General features: G+C 42.4%; 14 protein-coding genes and 1 other RNA gene. 2 read left to right on the plus strand and 13 right to left on the minus strand.

The annotated features are described in order from the left end of the window. Positions 1 to 119: 119 nt before the first annotated feature. Positions 120 to 749 carry a regulatory protein RecX gene (locus CDG61_RS09770; RefSeq protein WP_087551029.1) on the plus strand — a complete coding sequence of 210 codons (630 nt, stop codon included), beginning with the start codon at positions 120 to 122 and terminating at the stop codon, positions 747 to 749. Between the two features lie 72 nt (positions 750 to 821). Here the strand turns inward: CDG61_RS09770 and ffs are convergent. Continuing rightward, positions 822 to 918, minus strand: an RNA gene (gene ffs, locus CDG61_RS09775) — signal recognition particle sRNA small type. Positions 919 to 1,205: 287 nt separating this feature from the next. Between ffs and CDG61_RS09780 the strand changes: the two genes are divergently transcribed. Next, on the plus strand, positions 1,206 to 2,087 hold the full coding sequence (locus CDG61_RS09780; RefSeq protein ID WP_087551028.1) for a tetratricopeptide repeat protein: 882 nt from the start codon (positions 1,206 to 1,208) through the stop codon (positions 2,085 to 2,087). 64 nt (positions 2,088 to 2,151) lie between these two features. Here CDG61_RS09780 and lpxA read toward each other — a convergent pair whose 3' ends face one another. The 12 genes from lpxA to rimO form a co-directional block, all read right to left on the minus strand. Continuing rightward, positions 2,152 to 2,940 carry an acyl-ACP--UDP-N-acetylglucosamine O-acyltransferase gene (lpxA, locus tag CDG61_RS09785; RefSeq protein WP_087551027.1) on the minus strand — a complete coding sequence of 263 codons (789 nt, stop codon included), beginning with the start codon at positions 2,938 to 2,940 and terminating at the stop codon, positions 2,152 to 2,154. Next, positions 2,937 to 3,422, minus strand: coding sequence for a 3-hydroxyacyl-ACP dehydratase FabZ (gene fabZ / locus CDG61_RS09790; RefSeq protein WP_171405497.1), 486 nt, complete (start codon positions 3,420 to 3,422; stop codon positions 2,937 to 2,939). Before fabZ ends, lpxA begins: the two co-directional genes overlap by 4 nt. Positions 3,423 to 3,429: 7 nt before the next feature. After that, on the minus strand, positions 3,430 to 4,503 hold the full coding sequence (gene lpxD, locus CDG61_RS09795) for a UDP-3-O-(3-hydroxymyristoyl)glucosamine N-acyltransferase (RefSeq protein WP_087551026.1): 1,074 nt from the start codon (positions 4,501 to 4,503) through the stop codon (positions 3,430 to 3,432). A gap of 3 nt (positions 4,504 to 4,506) precedes the next feature. Then, complete coding sequence (locus CDG61_RS09800) at positions 4,507 to 5,004, minus strand: OmpH family outer membrane protein (protein WP_087551025.1); 498 nt, start codon at positions 5,002 to 5,004, stop codon at positions 4,507 to 4,509. A gap of 44 nt (positions 5,005 to 5,048) precedes the next feature. Further along, the gene (gene bamA / locus CDG61_RS09805) at positions 5,049 to 7,568 is read right to left on the minus strand and encodes an outer membrane protein assembly factor BamA (protein ID WP_087551024.1); all 2,520 of its coding nucleotides are present in this window, start codon (positions 7,566 to 7,568) and stop codon (positions 5,049 to 5,051) included. Positions 7,569 to 7,606: 38 nt separating this feature from the next. Continuing rightward, positions 7,607 to 8,962, minus strand: a complete 1,356-nt coding sequence (rseP, locus tag CDG61_RS09810; protein ID WP_087551023.1) for an RIP metalloprotease RseP — start codon at positions 8,960 to 8,962, stop codon at positions 7,607 to 7,609. A 3-nt stretch (positions 8,963 to 8,965) separates the two neighbouring features. After that, entirely contained in the window at positions 8,966 to 10,162 is a 1,197-nt protein-coding gene (gene ispC, locus CDG61_RS09815) for a 1-deoxy-D-xylulose-5-phosphate reductoisomerase (RefSeq protein WP_087551022.1), read from the minus strand. After that, a complete protein-coding gene (locus CDG61_RS09820) occupies positions 10,163 to 10,987 on the minus strand; it encodes a phosphatidate cytidylyltransferase (protein ID WP_087512270.1) in 825 nt (274 codons plus the stop codon). Positions 10,988 to 10,990: 3 nt separating this feature from the next. Beyond that, positions 10,991 to 11,743, minus strand: a complete 753-nt coding sequence (gene uppS, locus CDG61_RS09825) for a polyprenyl diphosphate synthase (RefSeq protein ID WP_087512271.1) — start codon at positions 11,741 to 11,743, stop codon at positions 10,991 to 10,993. Positions 11,744 to 11,749: 6 nt separating this feature from the next. Continuing rightward, entirely contained in the window at positions 11,750 to 12,304 is a 555-nt protein-coding gene (gene frr, locus CDG61_RS09830; protein WP_087512272.1) for a ribosome recycling factor, read from the minus strand. A gap of 79 nt (positions 12,305 to 12,383) precedes the next feature. Further along, complete coding sequence (pyrH, locus tag CDG61_RS09835) at positions 12,384 to 13,112, minus strand: UMP kinase (RefSeq protein WP_087512273.1); 729 nt, start codon at positions 13,110 to 13,112, stop codon at positions 12,384 to 12,386. A gap of 66 nt (positions 13,113 to 13,178) precedes the next feature. Continuing rightward, the gene (gene rimO / locus CDG61_RS09840) at positions 13,179 to 14,522 is read right to left on the minus strand and encodes a 30S ribosomal protein S12 methylthiotransferase RimO (RefSeq protein ID WP_087551021.1); all 1,344 of its coding nucleotides are present in this window, start codon (positions 14,520 to 14,522) and stop codon (positions 13,179 to 13,181) included. Positions 14,523 to 14,643: the final 121 nt, after the last annotated feature.

Here is a 14,643-nt window from a genome sequence, read left to right on the forward strand (position 1 = left end):
TAGTGAACCATGCGCATTGCATCGCCCACCATTCAGACATCTACGATGAATTCAGCTACATTCAGACGTATAAAGCATTAAACTAATCCCGTTATATTCAGGCATCTTTTCCAGACATTATGAGTCACCCCAAATTTACCAAACTGATTGATTATGAAGCCCTGAAAGAACAATATGGGGAATCAGATCCATCCATTACCCAGAAAGAACTGGAAAAATCATCTTCAGGGCACTTTTCACAGGATCATGCCGACCCCAATGCCCTCTCATTTTCCAGTGACAGCCAGAAGTCCGATCAAGGGCTGACAGGCACACGCTTACGCTCTTATGCTTTTGCCGTCCTCACTCGCAAAGAATACTCAAAAGCGGATCTGATAGAAAAACTGGCAATGTACGCTCAGAACCGTGATGAAGTGATAGAACTGGTCAATGAGCTTGCCAAAGAAAACTATCAGAGTGATTTACGTGTTGCAGAAATGACACTACGCAGTCAGGTACGCAAAGGAAAAGGACCCAACAGGATAAAACTGGCTTTACGCAGTAAAAGCCTGGATAGAACCCTGATTCAGGATGATCTGAATGAAATTAACTGGTATGAACAGGCTTATCAGTTAAAAATTAAAAAATACGGCGTGAAGGTCGAAAAAGATCAGAAGCTCAAAGCCAAGCAAATCCGTTTTTTACAGTATCGAGGTTTTGAAATGGATGTGATTATGAAAGCGATATCAAGAAAAGAAGATGGAGAATAAATAACAGGACAGGAAACAGAAGCTAAGAATAGATTTTGAAAGGAGATTATTATTTTAAAAATATGGTGGCAACCCTACCAGCAAAGCCTCGGCACATCATAGTTCTGATACCGTTGCTACCTTCCGGTCCTGGCGGGGTTTTCAGATTACAATTGCGAAGTAACCAGCAGGGCTACCATTACAGGAACAGAGTATAGAGATTTTTTCTTAAGTTGCAAGCCTTGCACAGCACTTTTAAAGAAACAGCTATCCGTTTGATTATTTTAAAAACAATCCATACTTTTTACACTCCTGAACACAAAATTCATATATGCAATCAAACACTTTAAAGTATGACCTGTTTTGTAAAAGCTTATTGCATTTCAATGCATGGGCGTTTTTAATGTGTTCATTCAAAGAATTTTTATCGGAACTCCGTAATATCTACAGTATCCGTTATACAGATGGAAATTTACTATGCTAAAAAAGCATGCTCTTTATGCGCTCACACTTACCTGCTCTGCATCTTTATACGCCAACATCCCAATTGAGTCTCGAGGTCTGAGCCAGGGAAGCAATGAACTTTCTTCTGGCAACAGTACAGCAGTCAACAGCACTGCTCAGGTTCAGACCAATCCAACCTGGCAACTGATACAGAAAAACCAGCAGCTTGAAAATGATATCCGTGTACTTCGTGGAAAAATGGAAGAACAGGACAATGAAATAGAGAAGCTGAAGAAAGAACTGACCAATCGCTATACCGACCTGGATCAGCGACTTGAACTTCTACAACAAAAAGTAGACCCTGAAAGTGCAGCCAGCCCAGAGGAGGATAACCAACAGGATACTTCTCCCAGCACAACCACAGGCACCACAGGCACCACAGGCACCACAGGCACCACAGGCACAGTAAACACAACTGTACAGCCCAAAGCACCTGCCACAACTCCTGCCATCAATGCAGGGACCACAGTCAATGTCAGCTCACAGCTGGAACTGGAAAAAGCAGCCTATACCATTGCTTTAGATGCCTATAAGCAAGGTGGTGCAAAAAAAGCCATTGCACCTATGCAGAATTTTATTAAAAATCATCCCAACAGTGTCTATATTGGCAATGCTTATTTCTGGCTGGCAGAATTTAATCTTGCAATTGAACCCACCAATTACACTGAAGCCAAAAAGAACTTCAATATCGTTGCAAACCAGTATCCCAACTCTGCCAAAGCATCAAATGCACTCTATCGCCTATACAGCATTGCGAAAGACGTAGATCGTGACTCTGTGCAGGCAGCCAAAGCTAAAAATAAAATTCTGGCTAACTATCCAAAATCCGAAGAAGCCAGCTATTTCAAAAAATAAATATTCTTTATTCTTCAAAAGAAAAGGCACCCTACAGGTGCCTTTTTATTAACTCATCATTATATTAACGTACAATACCACGACTTGAACTCTCTACAGAGTCAATCAGAAGCTGAGCTTCAGACACTGTTGGCAGTATTTCATCACGGATTTTACTGATCGCCTGTTCAGTTGTCAGCCCAGATTTATAAATAATTCTGAATGACTCACGCAGTCCCTGGATAACATCACGGGACCACCCTTTACGGCGCATTCCTTCCACATTCATTGCATAAGCATGTGCAGGATTACCAGAAACCATCACATAAGCAGGAACGTCTTTCAGAATCAAAGAAGCTCCACCAATCATGCTGTAGGAATCAATTTTACAGAACTGATGAATACCTGAGTTACCACCAACAATGACATAGTCACCGATGTGGACGTGGCCGGCTACACCAACATTATTTGCAAAAATATTGTGATCACCCACAACACAGTCATGCGCGATATGTGTATTGACCATAAGCAGATTATGACTGCCTACTTTGGTTATTCCACCATCCTGAACCGTACCACGATGCAGACTGCAATGCTCACGAATGGAGTTATGATCTCCAATTTCAAGCCAGGTCTCTTCACCCTTATATTTTAAATCCTGGCACTCTTCTCCGACACTGGCGAACTGAAAAATATCATTATGTTCACCAATTCGGGTATAACCCCCAATTACAACATGGGAGCGAAGTCGGGTACCAGCCCCAATGCTGACATTTGGACCAATAATACAGTACGGTCCAATCTGAACATCAGGTGCAATTACTGCTGATGAGTCAATAATAGCTGTAGGGTGAATAAGTTCTGTATTGCTCATGCCTTCTCTATTTTCTGATGCGAAACAATAATTTCCGCTGTGGTTGCAACTACGCCATCAACTGTGGCAATACAATTATATTTGTAAATGCCACGCTTTTGCATCACAAGTTCTGCTTTTAAGACCAATTGATCGCCAGCCACAACCTGTTTTTTAAATCTGACTTTTTCAGCACCAGCAAACAGGAACAATGAGCCAGGTCCTGGTTTTTCATTATTCATAATGAAACCCAGAATACCGGCAACCTGTGCAAGTGCTTCAATAATCAGAACACCAGGCATAATTGGATAGTCAGGAAAATGCCCCTGAAGAAATTCTTCATTAATGGAAACATTTTTATAACCCACAATACCATTGTCAGTTACTTCAACTACGCGATCGACCAATAAAAAAGGATAACGATGCGGTAAATATTCACGAATCGTTTGAATATGCATTGGCAGTTCTGGTTTCGTAAACACAGGAGAATTCGACTCAGTCATCATATTTCTATTTACGCAATTTAAAAGTTGATTCAAGGGACTCAATTTGAGCCTGTATATGATCAAGTTTTTTGGCAAACTGGGTCAATGGCACATCTGCTAATTGTTTGAAGCGTATCGCAGCCCGCTTCCACTGAGCAGTTTCCAGCATTGGCGTACCAGAAGAATAACTTCCAGCTTCAGAAATACTTTTTGTGACCATTGACATGCCGGTAACAGTCACATTATCAGCAATATTAATGTGCCCTACAACACCTACAGCACCAGCAAAGACACAGTTTTTGCCAATGACCGTACTTCCAGCAACACCACACTTTGCAGCCATTGCTGTATTTGCACCCACTTTAACGTTATGCGCAATTTGCACAAGGTTATCAATAATTACACCATCTTCAATAACAGTGTCATCCAGAGCACCCCGATCCACACTGCAGTTTGATCCAATCCGGACATCATCTCCAATGCGGACCGAGCCTAACTGAGCAATGCGGTTCCATTTTCCCTGATAAGGTGCGAAGCCAAAACCTTCTCCACCAATCACAGTATTTGCATGGATGCGCACGCGGTCAGCCAATGTACATTCACCTGTCAATGTGACATGAGAATCAATAAAGCATTGCTTTCCAATTTCAACACCATCATCCACTTTTGTATGTGAAAGAATAACGGTGTCATCTCCCACTACACAGTTTTCACCAATATAGACAAAGTGCCCAATATAAGCACTGTCAGAAATCATGGCTGATGGATGGATGAATGCAGAGCTTTCAATACCGCGCTGCTCATGCTTCCGTTCAAATGTATGTGTCAGTATTGCAAAAGCAAGATACGGATTTGCAACCACAATGAAGTTCTGATGAACATCCTGCAATTGAGCCCGTAACTGCTCAGTGACAATTAAAGCGCCTGCTTTAGACGACCTTGCCAGATCCAGAAATTTATCTGCATTTACAAATGCAATATCATCTGACGATGCATTTTCCAGACTTGCAAGGCGCTTAAGTTTTAAGTCTGACTGACCAACAGGCTCGCCCTGGACCTGCTTTGCGAGTTCATCAAGACGATATTGTTTTGAAATCATGGTTTACTTAATTGCATTAACCTTTTGAATCATTTTATCAGTTAAATCATACTTAGCGTCATACGCCAGGGCAGAGTTTTTATTTAAAATAAAATCCAGTGTGTTTTCTTTACGCAATTGCTCTGCAGCCTGTTTGATTCGACCATCCATCAGCTTATTGGTACTCTGAATGGAACTCTGCACAGTTGTCTGAACACTTTGCTGAATCGTATTAAATTCTTTCATTTTAGACTGATACTGAGCAGACATTTTCTGCTTATCCGCTTCAGACAGATTGGTGCTCTGCTGTGCTTTCTGCTGCATTGCCTCAAGCTCTTTACCCAACTGTTCAAGTTTGGTTGACTGCGGCTTTAAAGACTGCTGTAAAGCTGCATTCTGCTGTTTAAGAAAACTGCTTGATTCTACAACTTTTTCCAGATCAACCACGCCATATCCTGCTGCATGAGCACCAGAACTCAGAATACTTACTGCGACAGCCATACTGCAAATTATTTTTTTCATGTTCAGCCCTATATTTCCATATTAAAGTCAGATGCGGACCGTACTTAGAAAGTACGGCCGATTTCAAACTGAATACTCTTCGTATCATCACCCTCTTTATCATTCAGCGGATAAGCATAGCTGAGTGATAATGGACCAATCATCGTAATCCAGGTAAAGCCTGCACCCACACTGTAGCGCATGTTGCCAAAATCGAATCCAAAGTTATCTTTACAGTACTTTTTCGCATCGAGCAGTCGATTGGTTGGTCCACCCAGATACAGTTCACCTTTAGGAACATCACACTGTGTATCAAACACCTGCGCACCTTCAGCAAAAAGAACCGGACGGATCTGACGTACCCAGTCCCCTTTAAACGGTAGTGGCAATGCCAGTTCAGTACCAAACTGAAGCAATGCATTACCACCAACTTCTTCATAAGAAGGGTCTACGTTTTTAGTTTCATTAAAGTAAACACCAGGATACTTAGGACCCAAAGTACTGTTGTCATATCCACGTACCGAGCCATAACCACCTGCATAGAAGTTTTTATAGAATGGCAGATCATTACCGTATCCCAGCTTACCATAACCACGCAGAACAAAGTCCTTACCTAAAGGTATGAAACCCTGTGCATCATAGGTCACTTTCTGATATTCAACATCACTGCCAGGAAGTGCAATCTCGGCATTAACACGATGTGACATACCATTGGTCGGGAAAATTGGACGGTTAAGTGTATTGTACGACCAGCCTAAATTCAGGTTATAGGTCAGGAAGTCACCCTTGTATTCACTGAAATAAGTATTTTCATCTACAGGGCATTTATAACCTGTAATTACACCATCATTGTCTTTGATCGCTTCAAGATCCTGAGGACAGTAAGTTGCTGTTTTAGTCCCCTTACCATCATGCGCCATCAGATAGTCTTTTACATAAGTCGAAACGTAAGGACCTGTTGTCACTTCAGTCTGGTCAATATTCAGACCTGCACTGATGCTCTGGTTTTCATCAATTGGGTAACCAAATGTGATACCACCACCCAGACTGTCTGTAACGTAGTTGTTGACGTTATAATCATCATCCAGTTTAGTTTTACGGTAGTAGACATTGTAACCACGACGAACACCATCAATCGTGAAATATGGATCCGTCACACTCAGGTTATAATAATCCTGCGTTTCAGAACGGGATAAATCAACTGAAACACTGTTCCCTGTACCCAGGAAGTTTGTCTGACTTAAGCCTGCCTGGAATGTAATACCGCCACTGGCAGAATAACCGACAGCCAGTGTACTGGTACCTGAATGCTGTTCTTCAACATCAATGTTCAGATCCACCTGATCCGGCACGTTGGGTACACGAACAGGTTTTACATTGACCGTTTTAAAATAACCTGTGCGTTCAAGTCGAACTTTAGACAGATCAATTTTTTCATTACTCGCAAGAGCACCTTCCATCTGGCGCATTTCACGACGTAAAACTTCATCAGCAGTTTTAGTATTACCTGAGAAATTAATACGACGAACAGTAATCTGTTGACCCGGGTTGATAAAGTAGTTCAGATCAACAACTTTGGTTTCTTTATTGATTTCTGGAACGACATTCACTTCAGCATAGTAATAACCGGCATTACCATATTTTCTGAGCAGCAACTGTTTAACAGCATTGACCTGTTCCTGAGAATAAGTTGCGCCATCTTTATAAATCTGTAGAACTTTCAGATCTTCCGGCTTATATAAAGCATCGCCCAGGAACTTACTTTCACCAAATTTAAACTGCTCGCCTTCATCAACAGAGACTTCAATAAAAATATTCTTTTTATCTTCACTCAAATTCAGACTGGAGTTTGAAATATTGAAATTGATATAACCTTTGTTGAGATACATCGCACGCAGTGCTTCAAGACTTGCTGCCATTTTTTCACGAGCATAGCGGTCATTACGTGAAATCACAGAGCTCCAGCTGCTTTCTTTCACAGAGAAAGCCTGTTTGATTTCACTGTCTTTAAAGACTGTATTACCAATCATATTGATGTCTACAACTTTTGCAGACTTACCTTCAATAAATTCAATCGTCAGATCAACACGGTTATTGGGTCTGGCTGTAGTGACGACTTTTACATCAGCATCATAACGACCCTGTTGCATGTACTGTTGCTCAAGTTCTGATTCAACTGTCTGTAGTGCAGACTTTTTCAGAACCTCACCTTCACTGATGCCCATTTTCTTCAAGCCATCCTGAAGTGCTTCTTTAGGAATCAGCTTATTACCTTTAAAGTCAATTTTTGAAATTAACGGACGTTCTACAACTTTAAAAACCAGAGCTCCATTTTCATTTGAAGCTTTAATATCATCAAATAAACCTGAGGCATAAAGAGAACGGATTGCATTTGCAACCACTGGGTCATTAACACGATCACCTTTCGTTACAGGAATCATTCCATAAACATTGGCGGGTGTTAAACGCACAAGACCATCAACTTTTATATCCTGTACAATAAATTCATCTGCTGCATATACTTGTTGTACAGCTGCCATTGCACTCACGAGCGCCAGTGGCATAAATAAATGTTTGTGCTGCATGCCTGTTTTTCCGATGTTAATTTAGTCCATTACGACGCTTATAAACGCATAAAGTCATTGAATAATGCAAGGAGCATCATACTGCCGAGCAATACCATACCAATTTTTAAGCCAACCAATTGTATTTGTTCAGATACAGGTTTGCCTCGAAGAAGTTCCACAAAATAATAAACCAGATGCCCACCATCAAGCATCGGGATTGGTAATAAATTCAGAATCCCCAGACTGACACTCATCAGTGCCATAAAGGAAATAAAGGTCTGCCAGCCCATTTCTGCACTCTGACCTGCAACCTTGGCAATAGTAATCGGACCTGATAAATTTTCAAGACCGATCAGTCCACGTACCATTTTCACGATTGAGTTCAAGATCATGCTTGAGATCTGACCCGTTTTTTCAACTGCTTTTATACCCGCTTCAGCAGGAGAATACTGAATCACCTGTTTGTATTCATCAGGAATAATCACTTTTCCAGGATTATTCTGCACACCAAGCATACCTGTGACATTACCCATACTGTCACGTTTGCCTTGTGGCATAACCTCAAGCTGTACCCGCTGAGAATTTCTCAGCACATCAATTTTGAGCAGTTTTTCTGGTGAAGCCTGAACAACCTGAACAACATCAAACCAGTCATTCATTTTCACACCATTAATCGCGATAATTTTATCGCCATTTTTCATCCCTTGACGGATAGCAGCACCATCCTCACTCAGCTTTGAAATCACTGCAGGAATGTGTGGGCGGTATGGTGTGAATCCCAGTACATCAAGCGTAGACTGACTCTGATCTTTCAGAAAGTTCTGAACAGGTAGATTAAAAGTCCTGATCTGCCCCTGACGCTCTGCCTGAATTTCAATTGTGCCGGTTTCACCTACCCGATCCACCAGAGCAAAGTTGAGTTTTTCCCATGTAGATACAGGAGTTCCATCAACAGCAGTAATCAGGTCTCCAGATTTCATCTGAACTGTAGCCGCAGGTGTACCAGGAATCACCTTACCCACTTTAGTGTTCAGCTGTTCCTGAGATGGCAGAAACAGTATCCAGAAAAGCAGAGCAGCAAAAACCAGGTTGATTAAGGGACCTGCCGCAACAATTGCAATACGTTTCCACGGATGCTGTCTGTTAAACGCTTTAGGGCGATCCTCTTCAGACACATCACCTTCACGCTCATCCAGCATCTTCACATAACCACCCAGTGGCAATGCAGACAACTGATACTGAATACCTGATTTTTTAGATGTCCATTTCAGCAGTGTCGGACCAAACCCAATGGAATAGACCAGCACTTTAACACCCAGTTTACGCGCAACGATATAATGCCCAAACTCATGAATGGCAATCAATGGACCAAGTAAAAGTATGGCTGCGACAATAATAAACAGGGCATTCATCGTTTAACTTCCTTTACTTGAAACAAACTGCTGCGCCAGCAGCCTGGCTTTCTGATCTGCCTCAAGAATAACATCAAGACTGGATGCTGCTGCATTAGATAAAAGGTTCAGCGTATGTTCAACAACCACAGGAATATCTGTAAATTTAATCTGATTGTTTAAAAACGCACCGACTGCAATTTCATTTGAAGCATTCAGCACAGCGGGTGCCAGTCCGCCACTTTTCATTGCTTCTCTTGCAAGTTTCAATGCAGGAAAGCGCAATGTGTCCGGCTCCTGGAAATCCAGCTGATGATTTACAAACAGATCAAGAGGAGGAACATGGGTCTGAATTCGTTCAGGCCATGCCAAAGCATGCGCAATTGGTGTACACATATCCGGATTCCCCATCTGAGCCAGTGTAGAACCATCTACATACTGAACCATAGAATGAATGATACTCTGCGGATGCACAACAACTGTAACAAAATGTTCTGATATTGCAAAGAGATGGCACGCTTCGATCAATTCCAGCCCTTTATTCATCAAGGTAGCCGAATCGACAGATATTTTTTGCCCCATTGACCAGTTTGGGTGCTTACACGCCTGAGCAGGCGTGACCTGACGCAACTGATCAAGTGTGTGATTTCGGAATGGACCACCGGAAGCCGTCAGAAGTAATCGGGACACCCCTTTTTTAGGCTGCCCATTTCTTTCTGCCTGAAGGTAATCCGCAGGAAGGCACTGAAAAATTGCATTATGTTCTGAATCGACAGGAAGCAGTAAAGCCTGATGATCAATGGCAGCCTGCATCATGATGTCACCAGACATCACCAGTGCTTCTTTATTTGCCAGTAATACCCGCTTACCTGCCTTGACCGCAGCCAGTGTAGGCAATAGCCCTGCTGCTCCAACAATAGCAGCCATCACCACATCCACTTCAGGATGTTCCGCAATGCTGATCAACCCTGCTTCGCCTGACAGAATTTCAATGTGATGAAGGTCTGACTGTTTTAACAGTTGCTGTAATTCACCGACTTTATCAGAAGGAACTACAGCGACTTTCGGTCGGAACTGTCTGCATATTTCTACAAGTTCAGCAATCCGACTGTGTGCCGTTACTGCAAAAACCGAATACTGCCCAGGATGTTGCTGCAGTATTTTCAGGGTGCTTTGTCCAATGGAACCAGTTGCACCCAATATACAAACAGATTGAGACATCTATAAATCTACACCAATGAGTTTTAAAATATACATACCCGCAGCAAACACAGGAGCTGCTGCAAGCAGCGAGTCAATACGATCCAGCACACCGCCATGACCAGGTAAAATCCGACCAGAGTCCTTAATACCGGCACGACGTTTGATCATAGACTCAAACAGATCACCAAGCACTGAACTGAATACAGTTACAACAGAAAGAATAAGAAATAAAACATGCTGAGCAAAAGTCAGATCGAGATACAGTAACTCAACAGCAACCACAATGATCATTGCTGTAAACAAGCCACCATAGAGACCCTCTACAGATTTATTAGGACTGACATCAGGTGCCAGTTTCTTTTTACCGAGTTTACGCCCAACAAAATACGCACCGCTGTCTGCGCCCCATACCAGCAGAAAGAGATACATCAGCCACCATGGTGAGCTATGCCATACAGCAAAAATAGCGGTTACAGCAGCAGAAATCAGAATAAAACCGATGAAATTCAGACTCGGATTATACCAGCCATCATATTCAGGATAGGCTTTTACCCAGTAAACACTCAGTATCCAGGATAAAATGGATGCTGCCCACAATAATAATGCAACATCATCCAGATATAATGCCAGTGCAGCAAGTGCCGCTGTAAAGGCACCATAAGCCCATGCAACCGGTTTCAGGGTGTTTTTTGTTTTTTTAGGCATGAGTTTATACCACTCATAGCCTGCAACCCCAGCTGCAATAATCATCAGCACAAACATTGGGTATTGTGACTGAGTTGCAAACATGCAACTCAATACAACAGCAACCAGTACCAATGCGGTAATAATCCGCTCTAACATTTATTAATTCTCAGTTTTTTCTTGCAGAATCTGTTCTGAAGTTTTACCGAAACGACGTTCACGACCACCAAATACAGCAAGTGCATCATCAAACTCTTCAACAGTAAACTCAGGCCACAAGGTCTGGCTAAAATACAATTCAGCATAAGCTGCCTGCCAGAGCAGGAAGTTAGACAGTCTGAAATCACCACCAGTACGGATCAACAGATCAACAGCAGGCAAATCAGCCATACTGACATACTTTCCAAACAGCTGGCTGTCTATCTGCTCAATCTTTATTTTATCTGCTGATACATCCGCAGCAATCCGTTGAGCAGCCTGTGCCATATCCCACATACCACCATAACTGATCGCAATGGTTAATGTCATGCTTGTGAACTTAGCAGTCCTTTCCTCAGCATGCAACATTAATGCACGTAAATGTTCTGGTAATGGCGCACGGTCACCAATAAAGCGCAATGCGATATTGAATTTTTCCATACGCGGTAACTGCTCATGAATGGTTTCTTCAAGCAGTCTCATTAACAGATCGACTTCAAACTGTGGTCGGTTCCAGTTTTCACTGGAAAACGCAAAAACAGTCAGTGCTTTAACACCTACCTTTCGGCAATGCTCAACAATCGGATCAAGGACATTTTTTCCTTCACGGTGTCCATCACCCTTTTGCATCTGATTTTTTTTAGCAAAACGGTTGTTGCCATCCATAATGATGGCAACATGTTCTGGAAGATTTTTACAGTCTTCGGATGAGGTCATTGAGTATCAGACCTTCATCAAGTCAGCTTCTTTCGCAGCAAGACGTTTTTCAACTTCAGCAACAAATTTATCTGTAATTTTCTGAATATCATCACCAGCACGACGCTCATCATCTTCAGAAATTTCTTTTTCTTTCAGCAATGCTTTCACATCACCCAGAACATCACGACGGATATTACGGATCGCAACTTTAGCATTTTCAGCTTCGTTACGCGCAACTTTCAGCATATCCTTACGTGTTTCTTCTGTCAGAGCAGCCATTGGAACACGGATGGCATCTGCAGTAATCGGGTTTAAGCCCAGATCAGATTCACGGATTGCTTTATCAATTGCAGAAACCATTGAACGCTCAAAAGGCTGAACCAGCAATGTACGTGAATCTTCAACACCCACGTTCGCAACCTGATTTAAAGGCACGTCAGAACCATAGTAAGAAACCATGACACCATTCAGGATGGATGGATGTGCCCGACCCGTACGGACCTTTGCAAAACCATGTTCCAACGAGTCCAGTGACTTGTTCATACGGTCTTCAGCATCTTTTTTAAGATCGTTAATCATATGATCTTCCTTACTTAATAATCTAAATGTGTATAACGTAAAATTGCAGCAGTATAAAGAGCTTTCAGGCTCACGTACATCAGTTTGTAACGTGAGTTCCTTCTTTTTCACCCATAACGACTGAAAGTAAAGCACCGGACTTATTCATATCAAAGACCTGTAACGGTACATTGTGGTCACGGCATAAGCAGATAGCTGTCAGATCCATAACACCCAGTTTTTCATCCAGCACCTGGTCAAAAGTCAGATTGTCATATTTAACAGCATCATCATATTTGCTTGGGTCTTTGTTGTAGACACCATCAACCTTAGTAGCTTTTAAAATCAGATTGGCTTCAATTTCAATACCACGTAAGCACGCTGCTGTATCTGTCGTAAAGAATGGGTTACCTGTACCAGCAACAAATACGCAGACTTCGCCCTGAGTCAGATGACGGATTGCATCACGGCTTGAGTAAGATTCAACCACTGCACCAATTGGCAGAGCAGACATCAGGCGGGTTTTGATATTACGACGGACCAGTGCATCACGCAAAGCCAGACCATTCATCACAGTTGCAAGCATCCCCATCTGATCGCCTGTTACACGACCAACCAGACCTTCTTTCTGAAGCTGGCTGCCACGGTACAGATTACCACCACCAACCACGATACCAACCTGCACACCCAGTCCAACCATGTGTGCAATGGACAATGACATCTGATCAAGTACCTGAGCATCAATACCCATATCCTTGTTTCCAGCCAGCGCTTCGCCTGAAAGTTTCAGCAGGATGCGCTCATAACGTGGCTTTTTTGAATCCATCATCACTTTACTCCAATATCAATCTCTAAAATTTTATTCGTTTCAGGTTAAGAACTGCTTAAAACCAGCTTAAGCTGATTTAACCTGAATTAATCGGGCATACAGGTCATATTCATCTGCATCGGTAATTTCGACTTCAAGCAGATCACCTGCTTTAATCTGAGTTTTATCGATATCTTCAACAAAAACATTACCATCAATTTCTGGCGCATCTGCATAAGAACGTGCAACAGCAACCGGGAATTCTTCTTCCAGGTCATCCACCAGCACTGTCATTGTCTGACCAATACGTTTCTGCAGTTTGGCTGCAGAAATTTCCTGCTGTACTTCCATAAAGCGTTCATAACGCTGCTGTTTGATCTCTTCAGGCACATGATCAGGCAGATCGTTCGCTGTCGCACCTTCAACAGGTGAATATGTGAAACAACCAACACGATCAAGCTGAGCTTCTTTAAGCCAGTCAAGCAGCATCACGAAATCTTCTTCAGTTTCACCAGGGAAGCCAACCACGAATGTTGAGCGGATGACCAGATCAGGACATTTTTCGCGCCATAATTTCAGTCGTTCCAGTGTATTTTCACTGTGGGCTGGTCGCTTCATCAGTTTTAAGATGCGCGGACTGGCATGCTGAAAAGGAATATCCAGATATGGCAGGATTTTGCCCTGTGCCATTAAGTCAATCACCGCATCCACATGTGGATAAGGGTAGACATAATGCAGACGCACCCAGATGCCTAACTGACCCAGTGCTTCACACATGTCATAGAATTTGGTTTTAACTGGCTGACCATTCCAGAAATCAAGCTTATATTTAGTGTCCAGACCATAGGCAGAAGTATCCTGGGAAATTACAAGGACTTCTTTTACACCTACATTTTTGAGTGCCTGAGCTTCACTCAGTACAGAACCCACAGGACGGGAAACCAGATCACCACGCATGCTTGGAATAATGCAGAACGTGCAACGGTGGTTACAGCCTTCTGATATTTTTAAGTAAGCATAATGCTTCGGGGTCAAACGGATACCCTGTTCTGGAACAAGGTCAATAAACGGATTGTGCTTCGGTGGTTCAGGAACATACTCGTGTACGGCTTCCATCACTTCCTGATAGGCAGCTGCACCTGTTACTTTTAAAACATTGGGGTGCATTGCACGGATTTTATCTTCATCTTTACCTAAACAGCCTGTCACAATAACACGGCCATTTGCACTCATTGCTTCGCCAATAGCGTCGAGTGACTCCTGTACTGCTGATTCAATAAAACCGCAGGTATTTACAACTACAAGATCTGCACCATCGTAATCTGATGCAACATCATAACCCTCAGTCTTTAACTGAGTTAAAATTCGTTCAGAATCTACCAATGCCTTAGGACAACCTAAAGATACAAAACCGACTTTGGGGGACTTCATGAATCTGCGCTCCACTAGAATGCGCGTATTGTATGACTTTTCTGTTTATAAAAACAGGTGAAAAGCGGACTCTTTGTATAATGCACCAAAATACAACCATCAAAATTATGCCATAACACTT

The sequence above is a fragment of the Acinetobacter sp. WCHAc010052 genome (assembly GCF_002165295.2).
GTDB classification, from domain to species: Bacteria; Pseudomonadota; Gammaproteobacteria; order Pseudomonadales; family Moraxellaceae; genus Acinetobacter; species Acinetobacter chinensis.